General features: G+C 43.0%; 16 protein-coding genes and 1 pseudogene. 8 read left to right on the top strand and 9 right to left on the bottom strand.

All coding sequences use genetic code 11. From position 1 onward, the window contains the following. Window positions 1-588 precede the first annotated feature (588 nt). Entirely contained in the window at window positions 589-4,902 is a 4,314-nt protein-coding gene (locus tag I3257_RS04960) for an Rne/Rng family ribonuclease (RefSeq protein WP_238049012.1), read from the top strand. Between the two features lie 104 nt (window positions 4,903-5,006). On the opposite strand, the gene I3257_RS04955 is transcribed toward I3257_RS04960, so the two are convergent. Further along, window positions 5,007-5,936, bottom strand: a complete 930-nt coding sequence (locus I3257_RS04955; RefSeq protein WP_238049011.1) for a DUF808 domain-containing protein — start codon at window positions 5,934-5,936, stop codon at window positions 5,007-5,009. Window positions 5,937-6,349: 413 nt separating this feature from the next. Here I3257_RS04955 and I3257_RS04950 point away from each other — a divergent pair, with 413 nt between their 5' ends. The 5 genes from I3257_RS04950 to I3257_RS04930 all read left to right on the top strand — a co-directional run bounded on the left by I3257_RS04950 (window position 6,350) and on the right by I3257_RS04930 (window position 12,306). Then, the gene (locus I3257_RS04950; RefSeq protein WP_238049010.1) at window positions 6,350-7,204 is read left to right on the top strand and encodes a DsbC family protein; all 855 of its coding nucleotides are present in this window, start codon (window positions 6,350-6,352) and stop codon (window positions 7,202-7,204) included. A gap of 270 nt (window positions 7,205-7,474) precedes the next feature. Beyond that, on the top strand, window positions 7,475-8,833 hold the full coding sequence (locus I3257_RS04945) for a homoserine dehydrogenase (RefSeq protein WP_238049009.1): 1,359 nt from the start codon (window positions 7,475-7,477) through the stop codon (window positions 8,831-8,833). Window positions 8,834-8,929: 96 nt separating this feature from the next. Then, on the top strand, window positions 8,930-10,111 hold the full coding sequence (locus tag I3257_RS04940) for a thiolase family protein (RefSeq protein WP_109592340.1): 1,182 nt from the start codon (window positions 8,930-8,932) through the stop codon (window positions 10,109-10,111). A 428-nt stretch (window positions 10,112-10,539) separates the two neighbouring features. Beyond that, on the top strand, window positions 10,540-11,388 hold the full coding sequence (locus I3257_RS04935) for a PRC and DUF2382 domain-containing protein (protein WP_238049008.1): 849 nt from the start codon (window positions 10,540-10,542) through the stop codon (window positions 11,386-11,388). A 261-nt stretch (window positions 11,389-11,649) separates the two neighbouring features. Then, complete coding sequence (locus I3257_RS04930; RefSeq protein WP_238049007.1) at window positions 11,650-12,306, top strand: YsnF/AvaK domain-containing protein; 657 nt, start codon at window positions 11,650-11,652, stop codon at window positions 12,304-12,306. A 72-nt stretch (window positions 12,307-12,378) separates the two neighbouring features. Here I3257_RS04930 and I3257_RS04925 read toward each other — a convergent pair whose 3' ends face one another. Then, on the bottom strand, window positions 12,379-12,912 hold the full coding sequence (locus I3257_RS04925; protein ID WP_238049006.1) for a hypothetical protein: 534 nt from the start codon (window positions 12,910-12,912) through the stop codon (window positions 12,379-12,381). Window positions 12,913-13,199: 287 nt separating this feature from the next. After that, entirely contained in the window at window positions 13,200-15,977 is a 2,778-nt protein-coding gene (gene secA, locus I3257_RS04920; RefSeq protein ID WP_238049005.1) for a preprotein translocase subunit SecA, read from the bottom strand. A gap of 521 nt (window positions 15,978-16,498) precedes the next feature. On the opposite strand from secA, the gene mutS reads away from it, so the two are divergent. Both mutS and fdxA read left to right on the top strand, forming a co-directional pair. Further along, window positions 16,499-19,606: a DNA mismatch repair protein MutS gene (mutS, locus tag I3257_RS04915; RefSeq protein ID WP_238049004.1), complete on the top strand. Its 3,108-nt coding sequence runs from the start codon at window positions 16,499-16,501 to the stop codon at window positions 19,604-19,606. A 206-nt stretch (window positions 19,607-19,812) separates the two neighbouring features. Beyond that, window positions 19,813-20,136, top strand: a complete 324-nt coding sequence (gene fdxA, locus I3257_RS04910; RefSeq protein ID WP_055123496.1) for a ferredoxin FdxA — start codon at window positions 19,813-19,815, stop codon at window positions 20,134-20,136. Between the two features lie 127 nt (window positions 20,137-20,263). On the opposite strand, the gene I3257_RS04905 is transcribed toward fdxA, so the two are convergent. From I3257_RS04905 to I3257_RS04880, 6 genes and pseudogenes are all read right to left on the bottom strand, one after another. Continuing rightward, a complete protein-coding gene (locus I3257_RS04905) occupies window positions 20,264-20,776 on the bottom strand; it encodes a pilin (protein ID WP_238049003.1) in 513 nt (170 codons plus the stop codon). Between the two features lie 182 nt (window positions 20,777-20,958). After that, window positions 20,959-21,702: a TfpX/TfpZ family type IV pilin accessory protein gene (tfpZ, locus tag I3257_RS04900; RefSeq protein ID WP_238049002.1), complete on the bottom strand. Its 744-nt coding sequence runs from the start codon at window positions 21,700-21,702 to the stop codon at window positions 20,959-20,961. A gap of 160 nt (window positions 21,703-21,862) precedes the next feature. Continuing rightward, a complete protein-coding gene (locus I3257_RS04895; RefSeq protein ID WP_238049001.1) occupies window positions 21,863-22,384 on the bottom strand; it encodes a pilin in 522 nt (173 codons plus the stop codon). A 307-nt stretch (window positions 22,385-22,691) separates the two neighbouring features. Continuing rightward, the gene (locus tag I3257_RS04890) at window positions 22,692-23,147 is read right to left on the bottom strand and encodes a type IV pilin protein (protein ID WP_238049000.1); all 456 of its coding nucleotides are present in this window, start codon (window positions 23,145-23,147) and stop codon (window positions 22,692-22,694) included. Then, window positions 23,147-23,683, bottom strand: coding sequence for a prepilin-type N-terminal cleavage/methylation domain-containing protein (locus I3257_RS04885; protein WP_346014810.1), 537 nt, complete (start codon window positions 23,681-23,683; stop codon window positions 23,147-23,149). The genes I3257_RS04890 and I3257_RS04885 overlap by 1 nt, the downstream gene beginning before the upstream one ends. Before the next feature lie 41 nt (window positions 23,684-23,724). Continuing rightward, window positions 23,725-25,532, bottom strand: a pseudogene (locus tag I3257_RS04880) (pilus assembly protein PilY); the annotation flags it as partial.

The following is a 25,532-nucleotide window of genomic DNA, read 5'->3' as shown; positions in this document are numbered from 1 at the left end:
AGTACGCCCCGCTGATCACCGGAGCCGCGACACCTAACCGTAAAACACCCAAGATATTATTGACGTTATATCAGAAAGAACGATAAATAAAGAGTGACCAATTGCTTTACCTAAACAAATAATTGCTGAATATCACCATTTCATATAATGGTATTTATAACAGCGATATTATTGCTAGACTTTGATGGATGGATTGCAGCAGCACAACGCCTTTTGAATATCAGTATATTGAATCTCGTCACTGCCCGTCGCCTGCTCTTACAAAGTAAGCTGGCATGACTACCAATAAAGCTTGCTGATAGTAAAACTGAATCGCATGCTGACGCATTAATATTTGTACCAAACCTATCAATAATAGGATATAAATAGATAGCCTTACACCCTATAAATTTTATATTTACGTTAGTTTTGCTAACACACTTTAGGTAAAAAACAAGCCATTGACAAAGCCCAAGTGCTTTATTAACCCATGATTTACGTTCTATCGTTGATTAACATCTGCCCATGCTAATTTAAATATTAGCCATACTTGCCATTGCGCTCTAAAGCCCGTCTCGTCGTTGTTATGCGTACTCATAGGATACAAATATGAAACGCATTTTGATCAACGCTACTCAAAACGAAGAAATTCGTGTCGCCTTATGTAAAGGCAATCATCTTTACGATTTCGATCTTGAAAACCGTACTCGTGAACAAAAAAAATCAAATATATATAAAGGTCATGTGACCCGTGTCGAGCCATCGCTTGAAGCGGTGTTTGTCGAATATGGCTCACAGCGCCAAGGTTTTTTACCCATTCGTGAAATCTCTGCTGAATACTTAAGCGGTAATCCACGTGACGAAAACATCAAAAAGCTGATCAAAGAAGGCGATGAATTAATCGTCCAAGTCGAAAAAGAGGAGCGCGGCAATAAAGGCGCTGCCCTATCGACTTATGTCTCTTTAGCAGGTCGCTATTTGGTATTGATGCCAAATAACCCTCGTGGTGGCGGTATCTCACGTCAAATTTCAGGCAAACTTCGTGAAGACATGAAGCGTATGCTAAGCAATCTTGATTTACCAAAAGGTATGAGTGTCATCATTCGTACCGCGGGTATTGGTAAAACTCAAGAAGACTTACAGCACGATTTAAACCACTTGCTGAATATCTGGCAAGCCATTCAAGAACAAAATCAAAAATACCCTTCACCGCGCTTGGTACATCAAGAAGCAGGCGTCGTAACCCGTGCTGTCCGTGATTATCTACGTGATGATATCGCTGAGATTTGGATTGATAATGAAAACGCTTATATTGAAGCCGCTGGCTTCATCGATGCGGTTATGCCAAAACAAGCAGAAAAGCTACGCAAATATACCGACTATGAGCCCATGTTTTCGCGCTTTAATATCGAAAAGCAAATCGAAACCGCCTATCAGCGTGAAGTACGTTTGCCTTCAGGTGGCTCAATCGTCATCGACCAAACGGAAGCATTGGTCTCTATCGATATCAACTCAGCCAAATCGACCAAAGGTTCAGATGTCGCTGAGACCGCCTATCATACTAACTTAGAAGCAGCTGATGAAATCGCTCGTCAATTGCGTCTGCGTGATATGGGTGGTTTGATTGTTATTGATTTTATTGACATGAATGACAATAAGCATCAAAAGGAAGTCGAAAAACGTCTGATTGATGCCACTAAATATGACCGTGCGCGCGTACAGTTTGGTGATATCTCTAAATTTGGTTTGATGGAAATGAGCCGTCAACGCTTGCGTCCATCATTAGAAGAGTCAACAGGATATATCTGCCCACGCTGCCATGGTAACGGCATGATTCGCGATTTGCGCTCATTGTCACTATCAATTATGCGTCAAATTGAGCAAATCGCTCTCAAAGAACGTCAAGGTGAAGTACAAGCAGAAGTTCCAACAGATATCGCCGCCTTCTTATTAAACGAAAAACGTGATGCCTTAGTTTATCTTGAGCAAGACAGTGGCACGCGTATCACGATTTTGCCACACGCGCATTTAGAGTCGCCTAACTTTAAACTACACTTTAACCGTGATGGCTTTGCGCCTTCAAGTTATGAGCGTATTACGGATACAGCCCAAGAACATAGCGATTTGGGTTATGAAGTTGACTGGCAAACGGCTGAAAAAGAGCGTCCAGAGCAACAGCCAACGCGCCAGCCACGTCAAATAGCGAGCAATGATACTGCTAGCCAATCAAACAAACCGACCAGTACAGCTGAGCATAGTAAACACAGCAACGACCATCGCAACAATAAAAATACGACCAACGTTTCATCGGCGCGCGCGCCACAAGCAAACAACAACCAGAGTGTGGCAGCCCCTGCCCCTGTTGCTCCAGTAGCAGCAACTACAGCTCCTGCACATGTTGAGACAGCAGCTCAGCCACAAGCAGTGGCGTGGTTATCAAACCTATTTGCGCAAGCACCACAAGCCTCAACGACGCCTAGCGTCAGTAGTCGTGATGCAGCGGAAGCCATTGAAGCACTAGTAAATAATGGCGCACAAAGCTTAGGCTCATTTGGACAAGTTGATAGCAGTGCCCTGAGTAATACATCAACGGGTGCATCGAGCAATGTACCAGCAAATCAGCAGAACAGTCAGAAAAATAACGAACAACCATCCGACAACAATGCCAATCGTCAACAAGCGCGTCGTAGCTCAGACAGCGACACCGATGATGATAGCAGTAATGAAGATAGAAGAAGACGTAAGCCACGTAAATCTAGATCTTCTAAACCTCGTCAAAGAAAAGATCAGGCAGAAGAGTCGAGCAATGAAGTAAGCGGCGATACCGAGAACAACACCTCAAATAATGCGGCAAATAACGCTGATGACAAGCAGGCTGACAATCAAAACAAACGTCAACAGGATACCAGACGCACGAATGAGCGCAACCGCAACAATCGTCAAGACAATAATCAGCAAAACAGCAGTCGTCAAGACAGTAGCCACCATGCAAACGAGCGCAATGATGATGCTGATAAAGACAGTAATACGGCAGATGAGCAAACTCGTGCGAAGCGTAAATCGCATAGTCAACGCGGCTCACGTGGCAAGTTAGAGCGCGGCGAGACACTAACAGCTGAAAATATTAAGCAACCCAATCAGCAAGCGACGACAGGTGCAAACGGCCGAAAAAATCACTCTAACACGCGTCGAAATCAAGATCCTAATGAAGTCGTGCTACAGGTCAATGAAGCACCTGTTGAGCTGAAATCGCCAGAAGTCGTACACTTGTCTCTAGATGACAGTAAGTCTACACAGACAAAACCTCAATCTACTGAAAAGCAAAAATCAGCGAATGATGTTAATAAAGAAAGCAGTAAAAAAGAAGCTAATACACAGCAAAGTGATAATCAGCAGAGCAATGACAAAAAAATTGCTCCTGAAACAGCTGCTGTGAAGGGTAACGACGAAGGCACTGTAGCAACACATGATGTTAATGTTGATGATGTTAACGTTAGCACCACTGAGGACAAGGGACAAAATAATGCCCCGAAAACAGACAGTAACACTACTGACAAAAAACCTGCTGTAGATGAGCAACCAACATCTAACAGCGTTACCAAAGACCAAACTGACCATTCAAAATCTGTGGATACTAACGTGGACAGCGTAGCAATAACGCCAAAACAGCCCGAATCAGAATCGACAGAAAAAGCGAATAGTGACACTGTTGACGCTACCGACAGTGACGCCGATGTTAGCAATGCCAATGACAGTCATAGCGCAAGTGGTCATAGCGCAAATGATAAGAACAACTCAGCACTGGCACTAACGCACGAAGCATTATTTGCCAAGCGCTACGTGACTGCTGAGAAGTTTGGTCAGGCTAGTAATGATCCACGTGTGGTTCGTAGTCAGCAAGCGCAAGTAACTCAACAACCATCAGTAGCTGAGCCTGTAGTGGTAAGCCCATCGACTATTCGTGGCACCGTTGGTGATTTTGTTCGTAAAGCATTAACAGATGCAGAAAGTCGTTTGAAAAATGACGGTGTCATTAGTTGCTTTATTGCTGCTATCGATGCACATACGCAGCAAGCAAAATCAGCTAACAAATCAGCCAACATTGGAACGAGCGTCACACCGACTGCTGATACTAACGTTGAGGACAGCAATTTCGACTTTAGCAACTATGGCTATCAGCCATTGGCGGCAGATTACCTGACGCGCTTTGAAACGATGACACAAGCGGTCAGTCAGTTTGCGGCAACGCAAGGTAAAACAGACGTCGAACCACGCGCCATTGGTAAGCGTGCTGGCAACGATCCACGTGGTCAACATCCTAGTTATCAGGAGCCCGCAGTGTTGAGTCTACCGACCGAACAAGCGGCTGATACTGAGCAAGCGGTTATTGAACATGATGATAACAATGTGGATGCTCATGATGTTGAGGCAAATGCTCTAGCCAATCAAGCTCAGGCTGATAATATCAGCGCTCATAGCGAACAGCTCCTAGAAGCAGATCAAGCCCTAGCAGAAGCAACTGACGAGCCGTCGAATGAAGGCACTGTTATTGCTGAGCGCGTAGCAGCTGAAAAGACTGATGGGGCACATGACGATAGCGAAGCTGCTGATATTGAAGAGGCTAATACTCAAGAAGCTGACGTTGAAAAAACTAAGCCAGCAGATGAGCCTAAGGTAGAGCAACCTATCAATACCAAAGAAGCGGGCAAAGATGACAGTCAGGCAGCTAAATCTAAAACGACGATTGCCAGTTATAAAAACATGATTGAGAATGTGGCTGAACAACTGCTGCCACAAACTGGCATGTTTAATTTAACCACGCCAAAAGTACCAAAGGCACGTAGCCGTAAGCCTAAAACGGAGCATAAAAAGCCCACGCAAGCTGAAAAGCTAGAGGCTGATGACTCAGATAGCGAAAGCTAATCGTATAACGTCCAACGCAAAAGCCCCAAAGTTGTCAGCAACTTTGGGGCTTTTTTACGAAATCAAATTACAATCAATATAAATCTAAAGCACAGGTAACTGACTTAGTGTGTAGATGACGCTGTGTCGTCCTTTCCACGAATTTTACTAATAACTGTGAAGATAGCCACAACCGCAGCACCAATAACAAAACCAATGACGCCATTTAATATCGTTGTCGTTAAGCTTTCAAAGATACCCGTTAAATCAGCGATATCCTCTACTCCATGATGTAAGAAGCCGATACCGTGTACTAAGATACCACCGCCTACTAAAAACATCGCCAACGTGCCAGCGATAGATAGAAACTTCATCAGTTTGGGTGCCGCTGCAAACATTAACTTGCCCAATTTTTGCTTGAACGCCCCTTCTTGTTCCATTAAATGCAGACCTGCATCGTCTATCTTCACGATACCAGCAACCAAGCCATAAATACCAATCGTAATACCGATGGCTAAAATAGACAGCACCAAGCTTCGTTCTAACAAAGTGGCGCTTGCCGTTGATCCCAAGGCAATTACGATAATCTCAGCTGACAGAATAAAATCCGTACGTACTGCACCTTTGATCTTTTCCTTTTCAAAAGCGACCAAATCTATAGTCTCATCAGCATTGGCTTGCCGACGAGCATTTTGCTCCTCATCATGCGGCAAAGCATGTGGCCAAAATCGATGAATGACTTTTTCAGCGCCTTCATAAACCAAAAACAAACCACCACACATTAGTAAAAAAGTGACCAGCGGTGGATAAACAGCACTAATCAAGAGTGCCGCTGGTACTAGAATAAGTTTATTAATAAATGAGCCTTTGGCGACCGCCCAGACCACTGGTAGCTCACGATTGGCTTTGACACCCGTGACCTGTTCTGCGTTGAGCGCCAAATCATCGCCCAATACACCAGCGGTTTTTTTAGCAGCGACTTTGGTCATGACGGAAACATCATCCAATATCACACTGATATCATCAAGTAGGGTTAATAAACTGGCACCTGCCATGTGTGCTCCTTAGCAAAAATTTATTGAAATAAAGGGTTAAAAATAACTGATACCAATAGTTTTATATGAATTTTTATAAAAACACTGTTATTAGCCGTAGACTACAAGGGCAAGCGTCGATATTAAATAGTACAAATGTATCTTATTTTTTTGAATTGACGTTTATGCCTACTACTATTATTGCTACCCTCACCTCCCTATATCACCTCATAGCCTGTGGCTGTTATTTACCATAAATATGTTAATATAGGCGACATGATTACTTACCTTTTATAATTATTAAATTGTAAAAAAACCTTTTAATTTTAAACCTTTAAGACAATATCGATACGTATTGCTTTATATAGAAATTTAGTATCATTTTTCTTAAAACGACTTCATGATTAGGCACGATGCCTACAGGACACCTATATATGTCATCCCCGATTGCAAAAAACACCTTTGCTCAAAACCGCTTTTCTCGAAATAATTTATCTCGCTTTATGATGAGTGCACTGCTTGTTGTGGTTGCTGCGGGCTGCTCAAACAATGCAGCAGATGCGACCAGCAACACCAGTATCGTCAATAATACCGATGCTAAAACCAGTACAAGTAAAGCATCTGCTGATAGCGATGCTACCGTGGTAAAGGCGTTGCAGGCGAATTTAAATACGTCCGGTATTGAAGAAAATATCATTTCAGCCGTACCAACAGATATGGATGGTATTTATTGGGTTACAGCGGAAGGACTGCCTTCTTTCTTTACTGATAAGTCTGGCAAACACATTATCCAAGGTCAGATTATTTCTGTTGGCGAGGCTCTGCCTGTCGATATCAGTGCGGCATTGGTTGCTAGTACCGCACAAGAAGCCCTAAAAGCCGTCGATAAAAAAGACATGGTGATTTATCCAGCAATAGGCGAAACGAAGTCAGTGGTCTATGCCTTTACCGATGCAGACTGTGGTTATTGTCGTAAATTGCATGAAGAGATGGATGATATCAATGCACGTGGTATCGAAGTACGTTATTTGGCATGGCCGCGCAGTCAGGAATCGGTGCCAAAAATGGAAGCTATTTGGTGTAGTCAAGATCGTAAGGCGGCCATGAATCAAGGAAAAATGGGCGCTGATGTACAAGCGCCTAGCTGTGCCAGCCCTGTACAAGAACACATGGCACTGGGTGCAAAACTTGGTGTGCGTGGTACTCCCGCTATCTTTACAGAATCTGGTCAGCAAGTAGGTGGCTATCTACCTGCGGCGGAGTTGGCTCAAGCTGTCGGTGCTAGCTAAAATCTGTTATTGTTTCAGGTATTTGTGATACCTATGACGATGGCGACATTGTGTAGACGTCACAACTGCTTGTCGGTATGATACGATAAAGCGCTATGAAAAATCAGCAGCATACTTTTTATTTGAGTATTTTTTATTCAACTGTAATGAAAAATCGATAAAGCTGCGACTGTCAAAATGCACGCAAATACTACAGCTAGTAGCGCATGCGCATTTGACGCTGTGACAGCGTTATCATTGGTTCATTATATTTAACCTCTTGAGGATACTGTGAGTAATTCCATCAAACTAGCGATACTTGGTCTGGGCACCGTCGGAACGGGCGTGATCAATCTAATCAATGACAACTTAAATGAGCTAAAACGCCGTAGCGGACGCGACATTATCATTACCGAAGTTGGTACGCGCCGTCATCGTGATGATATTGATCCCAATATTATGCAAAACAGTGACTTGATGGCAACTGCTGCAAGCGACAATGTCGATATCGTCGTCGAGGTGATTGGCGGTACGACCCTTGCCAAAGACGTAATTATGCACGCCATTAAAAACGGCAAGCATGTGGTGACTGCAAATAAGGCGCTATTGGCAGAACATGGCAACGAAATCTTTGCCTTTGCTGAAGAGCATAACGTCCATGTCGCTTATGAAGCAGCAGTCGCAGGCGGTATCCCCATTATCAAAGTCATGCGTGAAGCGCTCGCTGCCAATAAAATCGATTGGCTAGCAGGTATCATCAACGGTACTGGCAACTTTATCATGACCGAAATGCGTGACAAAGGTCGCCCGTTTGCCGACGTGTTGAGCGAAGCGCAAGAATTGGGTTATGCGGAAGCAGATCCGACTTTTGATGTCGAAGGTATTGATGCGGCTCATAAACTGGCATTACTCGCCTCTATCGCCTTTGGTATTCCGCTGCAATTTGACAAGGTCTACTGTGAAGGCATCACTGGTATCACCTTACAAGACGTCAACTATGCGGAAGAGCTTGGCTACCGTATCAAGCATTTGGGCTTTGCCGTACGCCGTGATGGTCAAGGTAATGATGAGGCTTCTGGTATCGAGCTGCGCGTGCACCCAACGCTAATTCCGCAGGATGCGTTACTCGCCAACGTCAATGGCGTAAAAAATGCGGTGTTGGTCAACTCTCATCCGCTTGGACAGACGTTATATTGCGGTGATGGTGCTGGTGCTGGCGCAACCGCTTCTGCGGTGATGGCCGATGTGATGGACTTGGTGCGTGTTCTAGGTAGCAAAGACCGTAGCGATGAAAGCAACGGTAATCAAAACAACCACGGTCACCACGTGCCGCATTTAGCATTTATCCCTGAGCAGCTATCAGACACGCCCATATTGCGCGCTGAGCAGATGATTACCGGTTATTATTTGCGTGTCCATGCTTATGACAGCCCTGGGGTGTTGGCAGATATCACTCGCATTCTAAGTGATGCTGGTATCAATATCGATGCGATTTTACAAAAACCTGCGCACAAAGTTGGTCAAGTTCCGGTTATTATCTTGACGCTGCCAGTGGTCGAAAGTCAGATGAATCTAGCCATCGAAAAAATTGAAAAATTAGAGACCATTACTGATAAAGTAGTACGCATTCGCTTAGATGAGCTAGCATAAAGCCTGCAGTTATTGAGCCTAAAAGATGCTATCTAGTCCGCGTTTGGTTTTAATTAAAACAAACTCATTTAAAATACGTAAAAAGGAATAATAACGATGTCAAATGATGCAATTGTAATTTTAAACGGCGCACGTACTCCTATGGGCGGCTTCCAAGGCGCACTAAAAGATATGAGCGCAACGGAACTTGGTGGTGCTGCCATTAAAGCCGCTGTCGAACGCTCAGGTGTGGCAGTCGATAGTATTGATGAAGTCATTATGGGCTGTATCTTGACTGCAGGCTTGGGTCAAGGCCCTGCGCGTCAAGCGATGCGTAATGCAGGTTTATCTGATGCAACTGGCGCTGTCACTATTAACAAGCTTTGTGGTTCAGGGCTAAAAGCAGTCATGCAAGCACATGACGGCATCAAAGCTGGTAGTTTCAATGTGGCAGTCGCTGGCGGCATGGAATCAATGACTAATGCGCCATACATTATGCCAGGGTCACGTGGTGGCTACCGTATGGGACATAAAGAAGTCAAAGATCACATGTTCTTAGATGGTTTAGAAGATGCTGAAACTGGCAAACTGATGGGTATGTTCGCACAGGAAATGGCCGATGAAAAGGGCTATACCCGTGAGCAAATGGATGCGTTTGCTATCGAATCGCTAAATCGTGCGCTCACTGCTATCAAAGACGACCACTTCAAAGATGAAATCACGCCAGTGACTTTTAAAACCCGTAAAGGCGAGCAAACCGTCGATACCGATGAGCAACCTGCGCTTGCTAATGCTGAGCGTATCCCTACTCTACGTCCAGCCTTCGCTAAAGACGGCACCATCACGGCAGCAAACGCCAGCTCAATTTCAGACGGTGCGGCAGCGGTTGTGGTCATGAAAGAATCGCAAGCAAAAGCTGAAGGCCTTGATTATCAAGCGCGTATTGTTGCAACCGCATCAAACTCTCGTCACCCAAGCGAATTTACCATTGCTCCGATTGGTGCAATTGAAAAAGTATTGGCTAGTGCTGGTTGGTCAGTCGCTGATGTTGACCTATGGGAAATCAACGAAGCGTTTGCAATGGTAACCATGGCGGCGATGGACGAGCTAAAAATCGACCATGCCAAAGTAAACGTTGAAGGCGGCGCTTGTGCACTCGGTCATCCAGTAGGCTGTTCAGGTGCTCGTATCTTGATCACGCTTATCAACTCTCTCAAGCGTACTGGCGGCAAAAAAGGCGTTGCAACACTTTGTATTGGTGGCGGTGAAGCCGTGGCTGTTGCTATTGAACTTGCTTGATACTCAAGTAGATTAATTAATCGATTGCTATGTTAAATTAGCTTCTATCATTATCGTTTATTACAAAATTTTCAACATATCAGGAACCGCATCGTTATTTGCTATGCGGTTTTTTTGTGTCTATGACTCTTAAATAAGCTAGAAATATTGCTCTGTGTAAAGACACGTTAATCTTTGACCCCAGCTATGTTATGCCACTTACAGCCTATTACACGCAATTACTTCAAGCGCACACTTTGCTACCTTGCTCATATATCTCATCGAAAATCATGATGTTAAGATTCTTACAAGTCGATGTAGAGGCTACTCACATGGCTTGCTACACCTTTTATTATAAAAATATTTTTACTAGAAATTTAACTTTTCCAAAACAACGATTGTTTTTAAAATAATTAATAATGATTAACTCATAAAAAAGGAAGACAACAATGAGCCAACTAATTCGTTTAAAAGATATCCAAGCTACTCATAAAGATTTAATCGGTGATGATTATTATGACCCGACAGGTAAAACTGCTTACGGCGTCAATGAAGAAAAAATCGGTAAAATTGAAGGTGCATTAGTAGAAGATACCACTGGTCGCATTCGTTATTTGATCGTTGATGCAGGCGGTTGGTTCAGCTCAAAAGAAGTATTAGTCCCAGCAGGTTTAGCACGTATTGTTGGTGATGACGTATTCTTTGACAGCTTGACCAAGTCTCAAGTTGATGCCATGGAAGTATATGACCATGATTATCAGTATAGCTATAAAGACCAGTATCAAAAGGATCGTCAAGCATTTGTCGCTGATACTGTTCCAGTTGCAGAGCGTATGGAGATTGCAGACCATGCCTATGACGCACCAAACACACTAGAGCTACTAGAAGAGCGCTTGACCGTCAATAAAAATCGTATCGTGGCAGGTTTGGTTAAAGTTGGTAAGCATATAGTGACCGAAGAGCGTAATGTCGATGTTGAGCTAGAAGAAGAGCATGCTAATATCCAGCGTACTAACGTAGATCGTCCAACAGATCGCCGTATCGGTGACATTGATGGTAATCAAACCATTGAGGTTGAACTAGAGGCTGAACGTGCCCGCGTTGGTAAAGACACTTATGTATCTGAAGAAGTGAACGTCGGTAAAACCACTGAACGTCATACTGAAACTATCGTTGAGACTATCCAACGTGAAGAATTGGATATCGATCGCGATGGCAACGTAGTAGACCGTGAAGGCAACATAATCGACCGTGATGGTATTACTGCAGAAGACGTACGCCGCGCTCGTGGTATGTAATACGCTAAACCGTCATACTGTTTGGCTGTCATTAAGAAATAAGATCGCTGAGCAATACATGACCGTAATAAGCAGCTAAGTATTTTTACTTAGTGAATTAAGACCAGAGCATGCCTCTGGTCTTTTTTTGCTTACTATACTCAAAAATACTTAGGAATTAAAAATACTTAATGATATCTGATAAGGCTAACCTTGCAAAATCTGCAAAAATGGCTCTAAAATATTTTATAACGATTATTTCATAAAGATAAGGACATTATGATGACTACCAATTACGAAGACAGCATCCAGAACGATAGCTTTCTACAAAAGGGTTTACATAACAAGCAAGTGACACCAAACGCTATAACTGCCCCAATTGATACTCATAATGGCACAGTAGCTAATGACATAGAAAGTAATGATATAAGCAGTAATGACATAGATAAGAGCAATCATAATGTTGGACACTTGGAGCTATTAGAAGAGCGTCCTGTCATCAACAAAGAGCGTTTAGATGTCGGTAAAGTGACGGTGACCAAGCACGCTCGTACTAAGACCATTGACGTGCCTATTGAGTTGGTAGAAGAATATATTACTATTCGCACTGAATACCACGATGCGAAAAGTCAGGACTTATTGTCAGGCAATTATGATGAAAAGGATATATTGCGCCATATCGAGCCATCGTTAGATAGCAAGGCGGTCGTTACCGTGAATGGCAAACAGATCGAAATTGGTGATGAACCGATTGAAATTGTCCTATCACGTCAAGTGGCTACCATTACTAAAGACACTTATGCTATCCAAGAAATCGATATCAATAAAACCACTCATACCCATACAGATAGTATCCAAGTAGTGCTTAAGCATGAAGAATTAGATGTGAAGGAAGAAGGGTTTTTGGCACATGAGTCTAGTGCCACTCCTCATAAATAATTTTGCTGACTCATTAAAACTACACATCAAAAAAGCAACGTTATCGTTGCTTTTTTCTTGATTGCTTACTTATTATGAGGTTTTTTTACATTCATAAGTGCTGACATTAGCCGCATCTGCACCTGCTGTACGCATCACACCCGTCTCACGCGCTTCATGTGCTACACGCCACTGGGTAAAGCCCTGACTGCCATCAATAGCGGTTGCTACTTCAAACACTTCTGGATTACTGGCATCATTGGTTTTATTTAATATCACTGTACCCGTATCAGTCGCGATGACTACTTGTTTGGCATCTTCTTTATAAGTTGCATTAACTTTCAGCTCAGGTGAGCACAGATAGGCTATTTGACTGACGCCACTATTTACTGAAGCTACGGTATCATCCTGTACTTCACTGAGCGATGCATCCGCTGTCTCGACGACCACCTCATTAGGCTCAGCAGGTTCAGCGGACATCGGCACCGTTTCTTCGCTATGAGCACCATCATCTATACCCGCTTCTGTGTCTGACTGTTGCTGACAAGCACCAAGCGTCAGGACGCCGGCAAGTAGGCCAGTCAGCGCCACAGAAGTACGCAATTTTTTTAATAATTCTATAGTCATAACACTTTCCCCAATGAATATGTTAAACACTATAACGTGTCCATAAATTCACGCCTATGTTGAATTTGTAAGTAATCAATACAAAATATAGCCAACACGTTTGTGAAGAGTCAGCTGTACTATCTACAAATAATATAGCCGATTCAAGATAATGTAGAGACAAAGAATATGAGCAAATACAGAAAAGCCCTTATCTAAAGTAGATAAGGGCTTTTGAGACTAACGAATATTAAAGATATATAAGCAGCAATGCTTAGCTGTTTATTATCAATATTCGCTTATGAATGCTATATTTTACCATGACATTGCTTATACTTAAGACCTGAACCACAAGGGCATGGGGCGTTACGACTGATATTCATACCAGCGTATGGGTCTGCCTCATTGGCATTACTACCACTGCCCACAATAGCACCTGCGACCGCACTACCAGCAAGATTGCGATTTTGCGCGGCGGCTTTTTCAGCCCCGCTATCCATATTATCAATATCACTATGCTCGAACTGCATTTGCATATGAGCAGCATTCTCACGCTGCTGTATTTCCAGCGCTTCTAGCTCTTCTTTGGTCGGAATATGGACACGTGATAAATCTTGAACGGTCTCAGATTTAATTGCGCCAAGCATCATTTGGAACAGCTCAAATGATTCACGCTTATATTCTTGCTCAGGGTTTTTCTGTGCATAACCACGCAGATGAATCCCTTTACGTAGCTGATCCATTTGGGTCAAATGCTCTTTCCAATGCTTGTCTAAGCTCTGTAGCATAAAGTGACGCTCAAGCTGAGCAGCATCTTTTTCGCCCATCTGCTCACGGCGGCTATGATAGCGATCGATAGCCGTTTGGATGATTTTGGCACGCAACCCTTCTTCATCTAAGCGGCGATCTTCATCGAGCCAATCATTGATCGGCATCGCAATCTTAAATTCATTTTCAAGCTCGTCTTCTAAGCCATCAATATTCCATTGGTCATCGATAGAACCTGGTGGAATAAACTGGTTAATCATGGCGTTATAAACTTCTTCGTGCATAATCTCAATGGCTTCAAGCAAGTCCATCTCTGCTAGCAAGTCATCACGCTGACCATAGATCACTTTACGCTGCTCATTGGCGACGTCATCATATTTCAACAGATTTTTACGCGCATCAAAATCACGGCTTTCTACTTTACCTTGGGCATTTTCAATCGATTTTGAGACCATCTTATGCTCAATGGCTTCATCTTCTTTAAGACCCATGGCACGCATCATATTTACGACGCGATCACCAGCAAAGATACGCATCAAGTCATCTTCGAGCGATAAAAAGAAACGCGACATCCCAGGATCGCCTTGACGACCGGCACGACCACGTAACTGGTTATCGATACGACGTGATTCATGGCGCTCAGAACCAATGATATGCAAACCGCCAGCCGCAACCACTTGGTCATGTTTGACTTGCCATTCTGCTTTTAGGCGTGCCATTTCTTCAGGACTGACCGAATCGATATCTTCAATAAACGATTGCCAGTTACCACCAAGGATAATATCGGTACCACGACCAGCCATGTTGGTCGCGATCGTCACAGCCTTTGGACTACCCGCCTGCGCGATGATTTCGGCTTCACGTTCGTGTTGTTTGGCGTTTAGGACGTTATGCTTGACGCCTTCTTGATCGAGCAAGTAAGACAACTCTTCACTGGCTTCAATCGTCGCCGTACCAACCAAGACTGGGGCACCTTTGGCTTGAATCTCTTTGATTTCGCGAATGATACCTTTGTATTTTCCTAATTTGGTTAAGAAAATCTGGTCATCCATATCGATACGAGCAATCGGCTCGTGCGTTGGAATCACGATGACATCTAAGTCATAAGTTGATTTAAATTCTGCTGCTTCGGTATCAGCGGTACCTGTCATGCCTGATAATTTTTCATACAAACGGAAGTAGTTCTGGAACGTCGTGGTCGCAAGCGTTTGGTTTTCTGCTTGAATTTCGACGTTTTCTTTGGCTTCTACCGCTTGATGCAGACCTTCTGACCAACGGCGGCCCGGCATGGTACGACCCGTGTTTTCATCAACGATGACCACTTCGCCGTCATCGACGATGTAATGAACGTTTTTAACAAATACATGATGGGCGCGAATGGCAGCTTGTACGTGAGCCAATAATGGCAAACGGCTTGGGCTATATAAACTTTCGTTTTCACCCAACTCACCGACTTCGATTAAGAAGCGCTCAATTTTTTCATAGCCTTTTTCACTGATTTCGATTTGACGATTTTTTTCATCAATCCAAAAATCTTCTTCTTCATTATTCTTATTGGCTTCTTCATCTTTTGAGCGAATCAGCACAGGGATAATGGTATTAATCAGCGCGTACATACGTGATGAATCTTCGGCTTGACCTGAGATAATCAGCGGCGTACGAGCCTCATCGATTAAAATAGAGTCAATTTCATCGATAATACAGAAGTTTAATGGACGCTGCTTTTTCTCTTTTAAACTAAAGACCATGTTATCGCGCAGATAATCAAAGCCGTATTCGTTATTGGTACCGTAAGTGATATCCGCTTGATAGGCGTCGATTTTTTCTTGCGGCGGCTGCTGCGAATAAATGACACCGACGGTCATGCCCAAAAAGCCAAATAATGGACGGTTCAATTCAGCATCACGTGCCGCCAAATAATCGTTGACCGTAACCAGATGGACACCTTTACCACTGATGGCATTGAGGTACATCGCCAAAGTACCCATTAGGGTTTTACCTTCACCGGTTTTCATCTCAGCGATTTTGCCTTCGTGCAAGGTGATACCACCGATCAGCTGCACATCATAATGACGCATACCATTGACGCGTAATGACGCTTCACGGCAGACGGCAAACGCTTCTGGTAGTAATGCATCTAAGCTTTCACCTTGTTGGTGTCGTGCTTTAAACTCTTCAGTTTTTTGTTGTAATTGCTCATCAGACAGGGCTTGTACCGCAGCCTCTTGTGCGTTGATTTTGCTGACCACTTTGCGCATGCGCTTTAATTCGCGGTCATTTTTAGTGCCAACCACACTGCCTATAATCTTTGATAACATAATTTTTTGACCTATGGAAATATTCGATAATTAGTGCGCATTAGCCAAAGCTTCGCCCGCTGCCGCCTTGTCATTACAGTCATCACCTGACTAAATACCTTTTGTTAACAAAGCACCTCTTAACAAAGCACCTCTTAACAAAGCACTGATTAATAAGGTACTGCCTAATGAAGTGTCGCCTAATGAAGTATCGCCCAATTAAGTGTGACGTCATTATATATGGTTATGACGCCGATGGATACAAGGGCAGCGAGTAGATATTTGCCGACGTAAAAGCGCGGCAGGACGTGCTAAAATAGTAATTACACTTTCACACTTCTTAGTTTTTCGACTGCTAAATTTGCGCGCTATGATGCCCCTTTAATAAAGCTATTTTGGTAAAAATCAACCAGAATCTTGCAAATTAACCACTCATAAGCGAGTGTTTTTCTCATCTATTTTTTTACACTGATCTGTATATACCATCGCACATTTAACGCCATCTGACTAAAAACCCATTGAAGCATTATAAGAGACTCTGCATGACCGCTAAGCCATCCGCTCAAAACCTTAACGCCGAAAAACCTACTCCGTCGAAGTACGCAATATCAAAACAACAGACCGCAACACCTTTGACCTCCGATCAGTTGATGGTAGGCGATACCGTTTATCATTTGGCAGATCATACGCCGATGATGGTGCAATATCTAACCATGAAAGCCAACTATCCACAAGCGTTACTGCTGTACCGCATGGGTGATTTTTATGAGTTATTTTTTGATGATGCCAAGCGCGCGGCACAAATATTAGACATCACCTTGACTCGCCGTGGTACGGATAAAGCGGGCAATACCATTGCCATGGCAGGTGTGCCTTTTCATGCGGCCGATAGCTACATGGCAAGGTTGATAGCTGCTGGGCAAACCGTCGTTGTGTGTGAGCAAATTGACGAATCTGGCCCTGACAATGCAAATAACCCGTCCAATGCTCCGACGATGGGCGATAAGCATAAAAAAGATAAAAGCAAATCTGCTGCTGGCAGTATTATGCGCCGTGAAGTGGTTAAAACGTTGACCGCAGGGACGATTACTGATGATGCTTTAATTGCGCCCAATCATACGCCAACTGTGGTCGCTATTGATATCGAGATACCTAAATCGAACAGCAAACAATCTGTGCAAGCTGCAATTAGCCAAATGGATTTAGCTGCTGGAACACTAACGACGCAAACGCTTAGTACCAGCTATAATAACAGCCCTGATGATGTCAAAAATTTGCAAACGCAAATGCTGACGGTGCTGGCACGCTTTGCGCCCAGTGAATGTATCATTAGCGAAGCACTTAACGACCGTATTGACGAAGATTGGATGCTGTGGCTACGTCAAAATCTCGACTGTCCGATTATCGAAGTGGCGGCAAATGACTTCCACCGTGAGCATGCCAGCGCAACCCTTTGCCAACAGTTTGACGTGCAGCGCCTTGATGGACTAGGAATCAATGACGCACTTCTTGCCCAATCTAGCTGTGCAGCGCTCATACATTATGCGCGGCAAACCCAGCAGTGTCATGTGCCACAACTTAATCAGCTGATCGTTGAGTACAGTGACGACTATTTAATTATCGATGCCAATAGTCAGCAAAATCTTGAGCTATTTACCCCCGTTAGCAGTAATGGAACCTCATTGATATCTGTACTTAATCATTGTCAAACACCGATGGGTAGACGCTTACTCGTGCAGCAAATGAAACGCCCACTGCGTCAGCATGCGCGTATCAATTTGCGCTTAGATGCGATAACCAGTTTGTTAAATACTGATAAACAGTCTGAGCAAAGCTCGGGAAATATCTCATTAGTTACCAGCTTGCGCGAAACCTTAAACGCCATCGGTGATATGGAACGTATTAGTAGCCGTATTGGGCTAATGAGTGCTAAACCGCGTGACCTGCGTAAACTTGCTGAGGGTATTGCTAGTAGCGCCCAGCTTACGACGCTACTGACGAATGCAGATATTCGCCATGAGCAGGCAGGACTGTTGCCAATGCTAATGCAGCAATTGCCTGCGCAGTTACCTGCCATACAGTCTGTAGCTGAGCTGATTGAGCGAGCCATTATCGCAGAACCACCTGCCCATATTCGTGATGGTGGCATGCTAGCAGCGGGCTATGATGCTGAGTTTGATCGACTGACTCATCTGCATGACAATATTCAAGTGACTTTGGATGAGATGGTAGAACGCGCGCGTCAAGAGAGCCAATTACCCAGTCTAAAAGTAGGCTTTAACAAGGTGAGCGGCTTTTATTTTGAACTGCCTAAAATGCAGGCAAAAAATGCACCGACGCATTTTATTCGTCGGCAAACGCTCAAAAGCAGCGAGCGATTTATCACTGATGAGCTAAAAGAAGTTGAGACAGAATATCTAAGCGCGCAAAGCTTAGCATTGACTCGTGAAAAGCAGCTGTATCACGAACTCTTAACTGAACTTAGTAGCCATTTAGCCGAACTGCAACAACTAAGCGCTGCGGTTGCTCAAATAGATGTGCTCAGTAATTGGGCACAGCTTGCAACTATTTATAACTGGCAGCGCCCAGTCATGAATAATAATTCAGAGAATACAGATAGCTCCAATACTGGCAATCAAACCAGTATCGATATCAAAGCAGGTCGTCATGTCGTCGTCGAAGCCGCACTAAACCCTATTCATACTCAAAGCAATACTCCTGCCAAGCATAGCAGCCATTTTGTCGCTAATGATTGTGCACTAGGCAGTGATGAAAACCCTGAAAGACTGTTGATGATTACTGGTCCTAATATGGGTGGTAAATCAACCTATATGCGCCAAACGGCATTGATCGTCCTACTTGCTCATTGCGGTAGCTTTGTGCCAACAGCGAGTGCTCATATCGGCGATATCGACCGTATCTTTACCCGTATTGGCTCAGCTGATGATTTGGCGGGCGGTAAATCGACCTTTATGGTTGAAATGATTGAGACGGCTAATATTCTCAATCAAGCAACCAATAAATCGTTGGTGCTGATGGATGAAGTCGGACGCGGCACAGCAACCACTGACGGTTTGGCAATTGCTCATGCTTGCGTTAATCGATTGGTCGAGATTGGCTGCCTGACGTTATTTGCCACCCACTACTTTGAGCTGACAAAATTGGCGGAAAACAATATAGAAAACAATGACAATCGTCATGCAAGCATTCGCAACGTCCATGTCGCTGCCAGTGAAATCGATGGTCAACTGCTACTACTGCATCAAATCAAAGATGGTGCAGCAAGCTCTAGTTTTGGTCTGCATGTGGCAAAAATGGCAGGGATTCCTACCCAAGTACTGGATGATGCCAAGCGCTACTTAGCAGATAACTTAAAATTAGACCCTATTGAGGCAGAAAGCGTAAGAACCGTTGATGACAAAAATGAATTAGCTAAGTCAGTAAATGATAAATGCGATCACATGAATGGTCATGAAATAGAGAAAGCGGATGTAAGCCGTACCAATCAATCTCAAATAATAAATAACATTCCACAACAAAATCAGCTGTTTAGCTTACAGGATGAGCTAAGCGCGATTGATCCTGATACCTTAACGCCAAAGCAAGCGCATGATTTACTGTATCATTTGAAGAAAATCATTAGTCATTAAAGGGAATTGTCAATTAGTCGTAAAGACGTTAAAATGTGCCTTATTTTCCAACTATTCTATGTAGCCCTTATCGTTGATTCAATTTAAAAGAAAATCATGGCAACCAAGTGCAGATGTACCAATAATACTTCTCGCACGGTGAGCACAGTAACTCTTTTAAAAGGGATGAACCATATCAGCCAATCCAATAACAGGTAGACCTCACTATGACCTTTGTCGTTACAGATAACTGCATTCTTTGCAAATACACCGACTGTGTGGAAGTCTGTCCTGTGGACTGCTTTTATGAAGGACCGAACTTCCTCGTCATCGACCCTGACGAGTGCATCGACTGCGCGCTATGCGAGCCTGAATGCCCTGCCAATGCGATCTTCTCAGAAGATGAAGTACCAAAAGGGCAAGAGATGTTCACTCAGCTAAACGAAGAGCTGGCGCAAAAATGGCCAAACATCACAGAGATGAAAGGTCAGTTACCAGAAGCTGAAAAGTGGGATGGCGTGGAAGGTAAGATACAGTATTTAGAGAAGTAGATTTAAATTACAATAAATTATGATTAACGAAAAAGGCTGAAGTGATACCTCAGCCTTTTTCGTTATCTAGTCATATAGGGCAATTGAAAACTCGCTTAACTTTATCTATATTTTAATTTTAAAATAATTAGTAGCCACCTCGACATGAGCCAGGTAAATACTTGGCAGGAATGGTCGTGCCATCTGCTACTGAACCGCAGCGCCAACCTGCAATAGTTTTGCCACCATCCGTGATACCTACTAAAGCATTGCTACCAGTTTGGATGGGTGCAAGCGTCAAAGCATTCGTTGTGCCAGTTATTGTAGTCAAGTTTGCCTCGTCAGCCAAGACAGTAATAATCCCATTGCTACTTACTGTGACGCTTTTTACGTACTGAGTCGCAGTGAATTCATCACAAGCATTGGGTAAAATGCTAGACACATCAGCTGCTGAGGAGGATTGTACTGCAGCTACCACTGACGTACGACAAGCAGAAGCTGCTAATATTATTTCTGATGATTTGGCTTTGACTGTATAATCTTGATAAGCAGGGAATGCGATTGCAGCAAGAATTCCAATAATAGCAATCACTATCATCAACTCTATTAGAGTGAATCCCGACTGAATTTCAAAATGTCGATTGGATTTAGATGATAGCATTATAACAACAAACCCCTTAACGAATGATATCTTAGCGTTGCACAGTATATGCCAAACTTATAATTTATATATTTTGATAAAAGGCTATTTTTTGACTTACGTTTTACTCAAGTCTAGCGTCAATTAGACATTGCATTTAATTTTATGACGAAAATTAAATCATTATTGAACAAATAGTGTCACTACCAAGGGCGTAAATCGACAATTTTTATAATTTGTCCTTGATTCTCTCTATCTATAAGTACTGTCATATCAACTGCGTTCGCTTTTAAAGGTAAGAAACTATCTGCCAATGGATACTTCTTTAATATAGTTGTTACCTCTATCGACTCATTGTAATTGTTTAACAAAGCAACATCTTGACTGTTTTTTACTATCAAAGGCTTAGCTAAATCAAAGTTATTATAAAATTTAGGCCTTTGAGCAGGGCTGATATTATACTCGGTCTCTTTAAGTATTGAGTCTAACTTCTCAGAAGCATCCTGTCGCTCTAAGTCAACATAGACATATTGGGGACCAAATTTTGGTAAGCCATCTTCATACTCATCATCTTCGATAATATCGTTGACTCTTACTAATTCAAACCTATCAGCGACATACGCCATAAATACTGGGCGTGCCTGATAGACTGAATATAACCCATAGCCTAATGCGCTCAACTGAATCAATACGATAATCGTCAAATCCATACGTAACGTTTTTTTATTCTTTTTATAAGCGATAAACGTTAATAGAGGACCTAGTACCAAATCCACTAGCAGTATCATGATGAATATTTTGCTAACATCCGTCGCTTTAATTAAAGGTGCGGGATACAATAATAAGCGTATACACAGGTACGTAGCTGATACTAGCGCTATGCTAATAGCAAGGTGTACAAAAAATGCTTTTAGCTTATCATTAAAGACGTCTAATTTAGAATACATAGCAATCTCACTCTAGTATTTCTTCATGCGTTTATATCGATGATAACAGACACAATATTATTACGACTGTCTTTCTATCCATAAAAAAGCCAAACATAGTGTTTGGCTTTTTTATCTTTGTTTCAAATATTAAGATATTAATCTTATCTACTGTTAGCTATTAACCGCGGCAAGAAGATGGTAGGTATTTTGCATCAATTTTATCAGCGCCTGTACCAGGACCACATTTCCACGTACTTACTGTAGTGTTCAGGTTAGCTTTCGTCATCGCAGTACCAGCAGCGTTAGTTGGTATTAATTGGAAAGTTTTTGAAGCAGCTTTACCTAAGTCAGCAGCAGCAGTAGTAGTTACTGTGATAACACCATTCTCATCAGTTTGTACTAAAGCCGTATATTTAGTCGATGGAGATGCGGCAACAGCACCTGCTTCACCAGCAGTACCACTTGCTACGTTACCAACTTCACAACCAAACTGATTTGCTAATGGGAACGTACTTGCAGACTGATATGCTTCAGTTACTGCCGTACGACAAGTAGAAGCAGCTAGTAATGGTTCAGTAACTTTTGCACGAACAGTATAGTCTTGATACGCAGGTAGAGCAACAGCAGCTAGAATACCGATAATCGCGATCACGATCATTAGCTCGATTAGGGTAAAACCTTTCTGGATAGTAGCGTTCATAAGGATTCCTTTTGGAGTATGTAAAGACATATTGGCAACTAGCCCATTTCATCTTTAATAAAATAATATATTTCTCTTATTATATTTGTTGCATATAGCGTGCCAAAATCAGTATTTATGGTATATTTCCATTTTAATTAGCTCAGTAGATGCATTATTTCTACATAGTAGCTTACTATTCCTATAATAGCTGACGCTAAATGTTACGCTTAGCCTACTGAAAATTGTCAATTCACATACTCTGTGACAGTAATACGTAACTAATGATGACAATTTTTGTCAGCTAGATCTAACTTATAAGCTCTCTTTACTCGTTCCAACTATTATCTGAGCCACATTTTTTATCTGTACCAATGCTCCTGCACTTTAAATTTTGGTAGTTAAGGCTCAGCATTCCATCAGTGTTCATCTGTCCAGACTTTGGTGTGGCGGTGATTGTCCAATTGGCAGATAGTGGATTGGGTGTAAAAGTAATAGTATATACTGCATTGCCTTGTTTTGGATAGTCGCCACCCAGTCCGGTCACAAGGGCATTGCTATAAGCACCTTGCGCCAATTTGCGACTTTGAATCTCGGAGGCGATATTGTGCATCTCACTCATCATATCCGTACGTTTAGATTTGATAACGTATTGCTGATAGCTTGGTAAAGCAATAGCAGCAAGTATGCCGATAATAGCGACGACGATCATCAGCTCTATCAGCGTAAAGCCTCGCTGCGCTCCCGCTATATTATTTGATTCATTATTCGATGTGGCTATCATTACCAATTCTCCTGACCTGCACCACAATTGACAGAAGCAATAGCGATCGTATTGATGTTTTGACAGCGCATACCTGAGCTAGTCAATAGCATATTGCGCGCATTTTTAGCAACACCTGAGGTATTGGGAACAGCCAGCATCCTCCACGTTCGACCCGTACTGTTGTCTAATCCTGTGCTTATTAGCGACTTGCTAGGTGTCGTGCCATCCACGAGGGTGATTTGATAGCGATAATTGGTCGCATCGCTACCTTGCGGCACATAAATAGTCTTATTATTGACATCGTAACCATGACTCACACTATTATTACTACCGACAATCTTCGGTTGAAAACCTTTATAGGTCAATGCAGACGCCCGCCAACGCTCTAGCTGTAGCTCTAGCTGTAGCATCTTTGCTTGCACATCATTTTCGGCATTTTTGATAGCATACTGGCGATAGCTAGGTACAGCAATCGCGGCAAGTATTGCAATAATCACTATTACCACCATTAGCTCGATGAGTGTAAAACCATGACTGTTACCCTTACACTCGATCTTAACATAACACCTAGGGCGACTGATATCAGTGTTGTGCATCAGTTACCCTCATACCATTGAGTTGGTGTTAACTGGAAGCGAGGCTTGAACAAAAGATTGGCCATCGTCCCATCACCATAGTTTTTGGTCGCAGCGGTATAAGGATTGGAATCACCAATATATTCAAGCGGCGTTTTATTGGGATCATTACCATAGCTCAAAAGAGGATCGTCGGCACGTTCACTCAGGGTACGAATGCCTAACAATACTGTCGTGTCCAAATTCTGAGAATTTACTGCACCAAGTGTTAGCTCTTGGATACCTTTCCCAGCCGGTATAAAACCACCCGTACCTGTAAGGGAGGTTGCTTCTGCACAGACTCCATAAGGTAAACAATATAGCTGAGACTCTGAAGCACCGAGGGTTTGGGCCTCGCAAACATTACCCCCTCCATACGAGAAGTTTGGATCATATACTGACATATATAAAAAGTTATTTATGACACGATAATCGCCTACTGATTTTAGGTGTGAAACGTTATCGTATCCTGCAAATCTCGATAGCGGATAAAACCAACCTTGCTTGGTTTGATTGATCATCTGCTGAGTTAAGTTATTTTTAGCTGTTTCAAGATTGGTGCTTGCATTGACGGTTAGCTTATCACCGCCTAGCTCAACGAGATTAGTACTAGTCAAGTCTTTGATGGTAAGCGTTGACGTAGCTACTTCTAAAAGGTCAGGCAGAGAGATATCTGTATCAATAATACCGTAAACACGGTTTGCTTTAGCCTTAGTGTCACGGCGCTTTGACAATGGCGAACTGCGATCTCCTGAAGCGATATTAACAAGGGCAAATATCTTGCTTTGACGGTCTTTATAAAAGCTCACTACTGGGCTGTTATAAAAACGATAAGGCAGGATACCTGTATTCGCTGGTGCATTAGAAGCATTCAATACACGCACTACCCGCACATTTCTGAATGAATCAGTCTTACTATTGACAAAGTCAGTACGGAATACATTACCACCTAGATCTGCAAAGTAAAGATGATCAAATAATCCGTCATTATTACGATCAAGGGCTGTCACACCTGCAACGATACTATGTTTTTGTGGATTATCCCATGACCATAGTTTTGCACCAGTTTTCGCATCTGTAATATAGAGCGAGCTACCTCTAGCCGCAGTCGTCGGCACGAACTGTGGATTTTCATACTCTATGTCATAACCACCACCGAAGATAATGACATCTTTGGCTTTGCCAGTACTAGACCCAGCGCCTATACGAGCGGTCGTCACTGTGTTCCAAATTTGCCCTACATTTTTGTAATCGTCAGTATTAGTGGAGGTATTTAATGCACCATTATTATTCTGATGCAGTACTGGCGTAGCATTGTTGGTATCAGGGGTAATACTGAACAGTACTTTAGGTGTATTCTTATCTTCCAAATCTAGTCCATATAATCCTTCCGCACCCATACGGAAACCACCATAAGCAGCAATTGGTAAGAAGTTGCTGGTATTGGTGACATCATTTACATTATCACTATCGGGACGATATAGAGAGACTTTACGCGTCTTGGTAGCGCCTGTACCGGTGGCTTGATAACGATACTTTGCACTAACCAGCCATGGCGCATCGACACCAAAGCTTAGCTCCCCCACCGCACCTTTGACCAATGCTTCTGGCTGTGTCCGGAACATCTCTTGCGTGATTAGTGCCCACTTCTCCTCACCTGTTGCCGCGTCAACCATATGTAGCGCGCCATCCATCGAACCAAATAACAGATAGTCTTCGCGATTGTTAGCGGTGATATTGCCAGCCTCATTTACTTCCGCACTATAAGAGACTAGGGCAGGCTTTGAAT

The organism is Psychrobacter sp. Ps7, assembly GCF_022129225.1.
Lineage (GTDB): Bacteria > Pseudomonadota > Gammaproteobacteria > Pseudomonadales > Moraxellaceae > Psychrobacter > Psychrobacter immobilis_A.
This window is presented reverse-complemented; position numbering and strand designations above follow the sequence as displayed.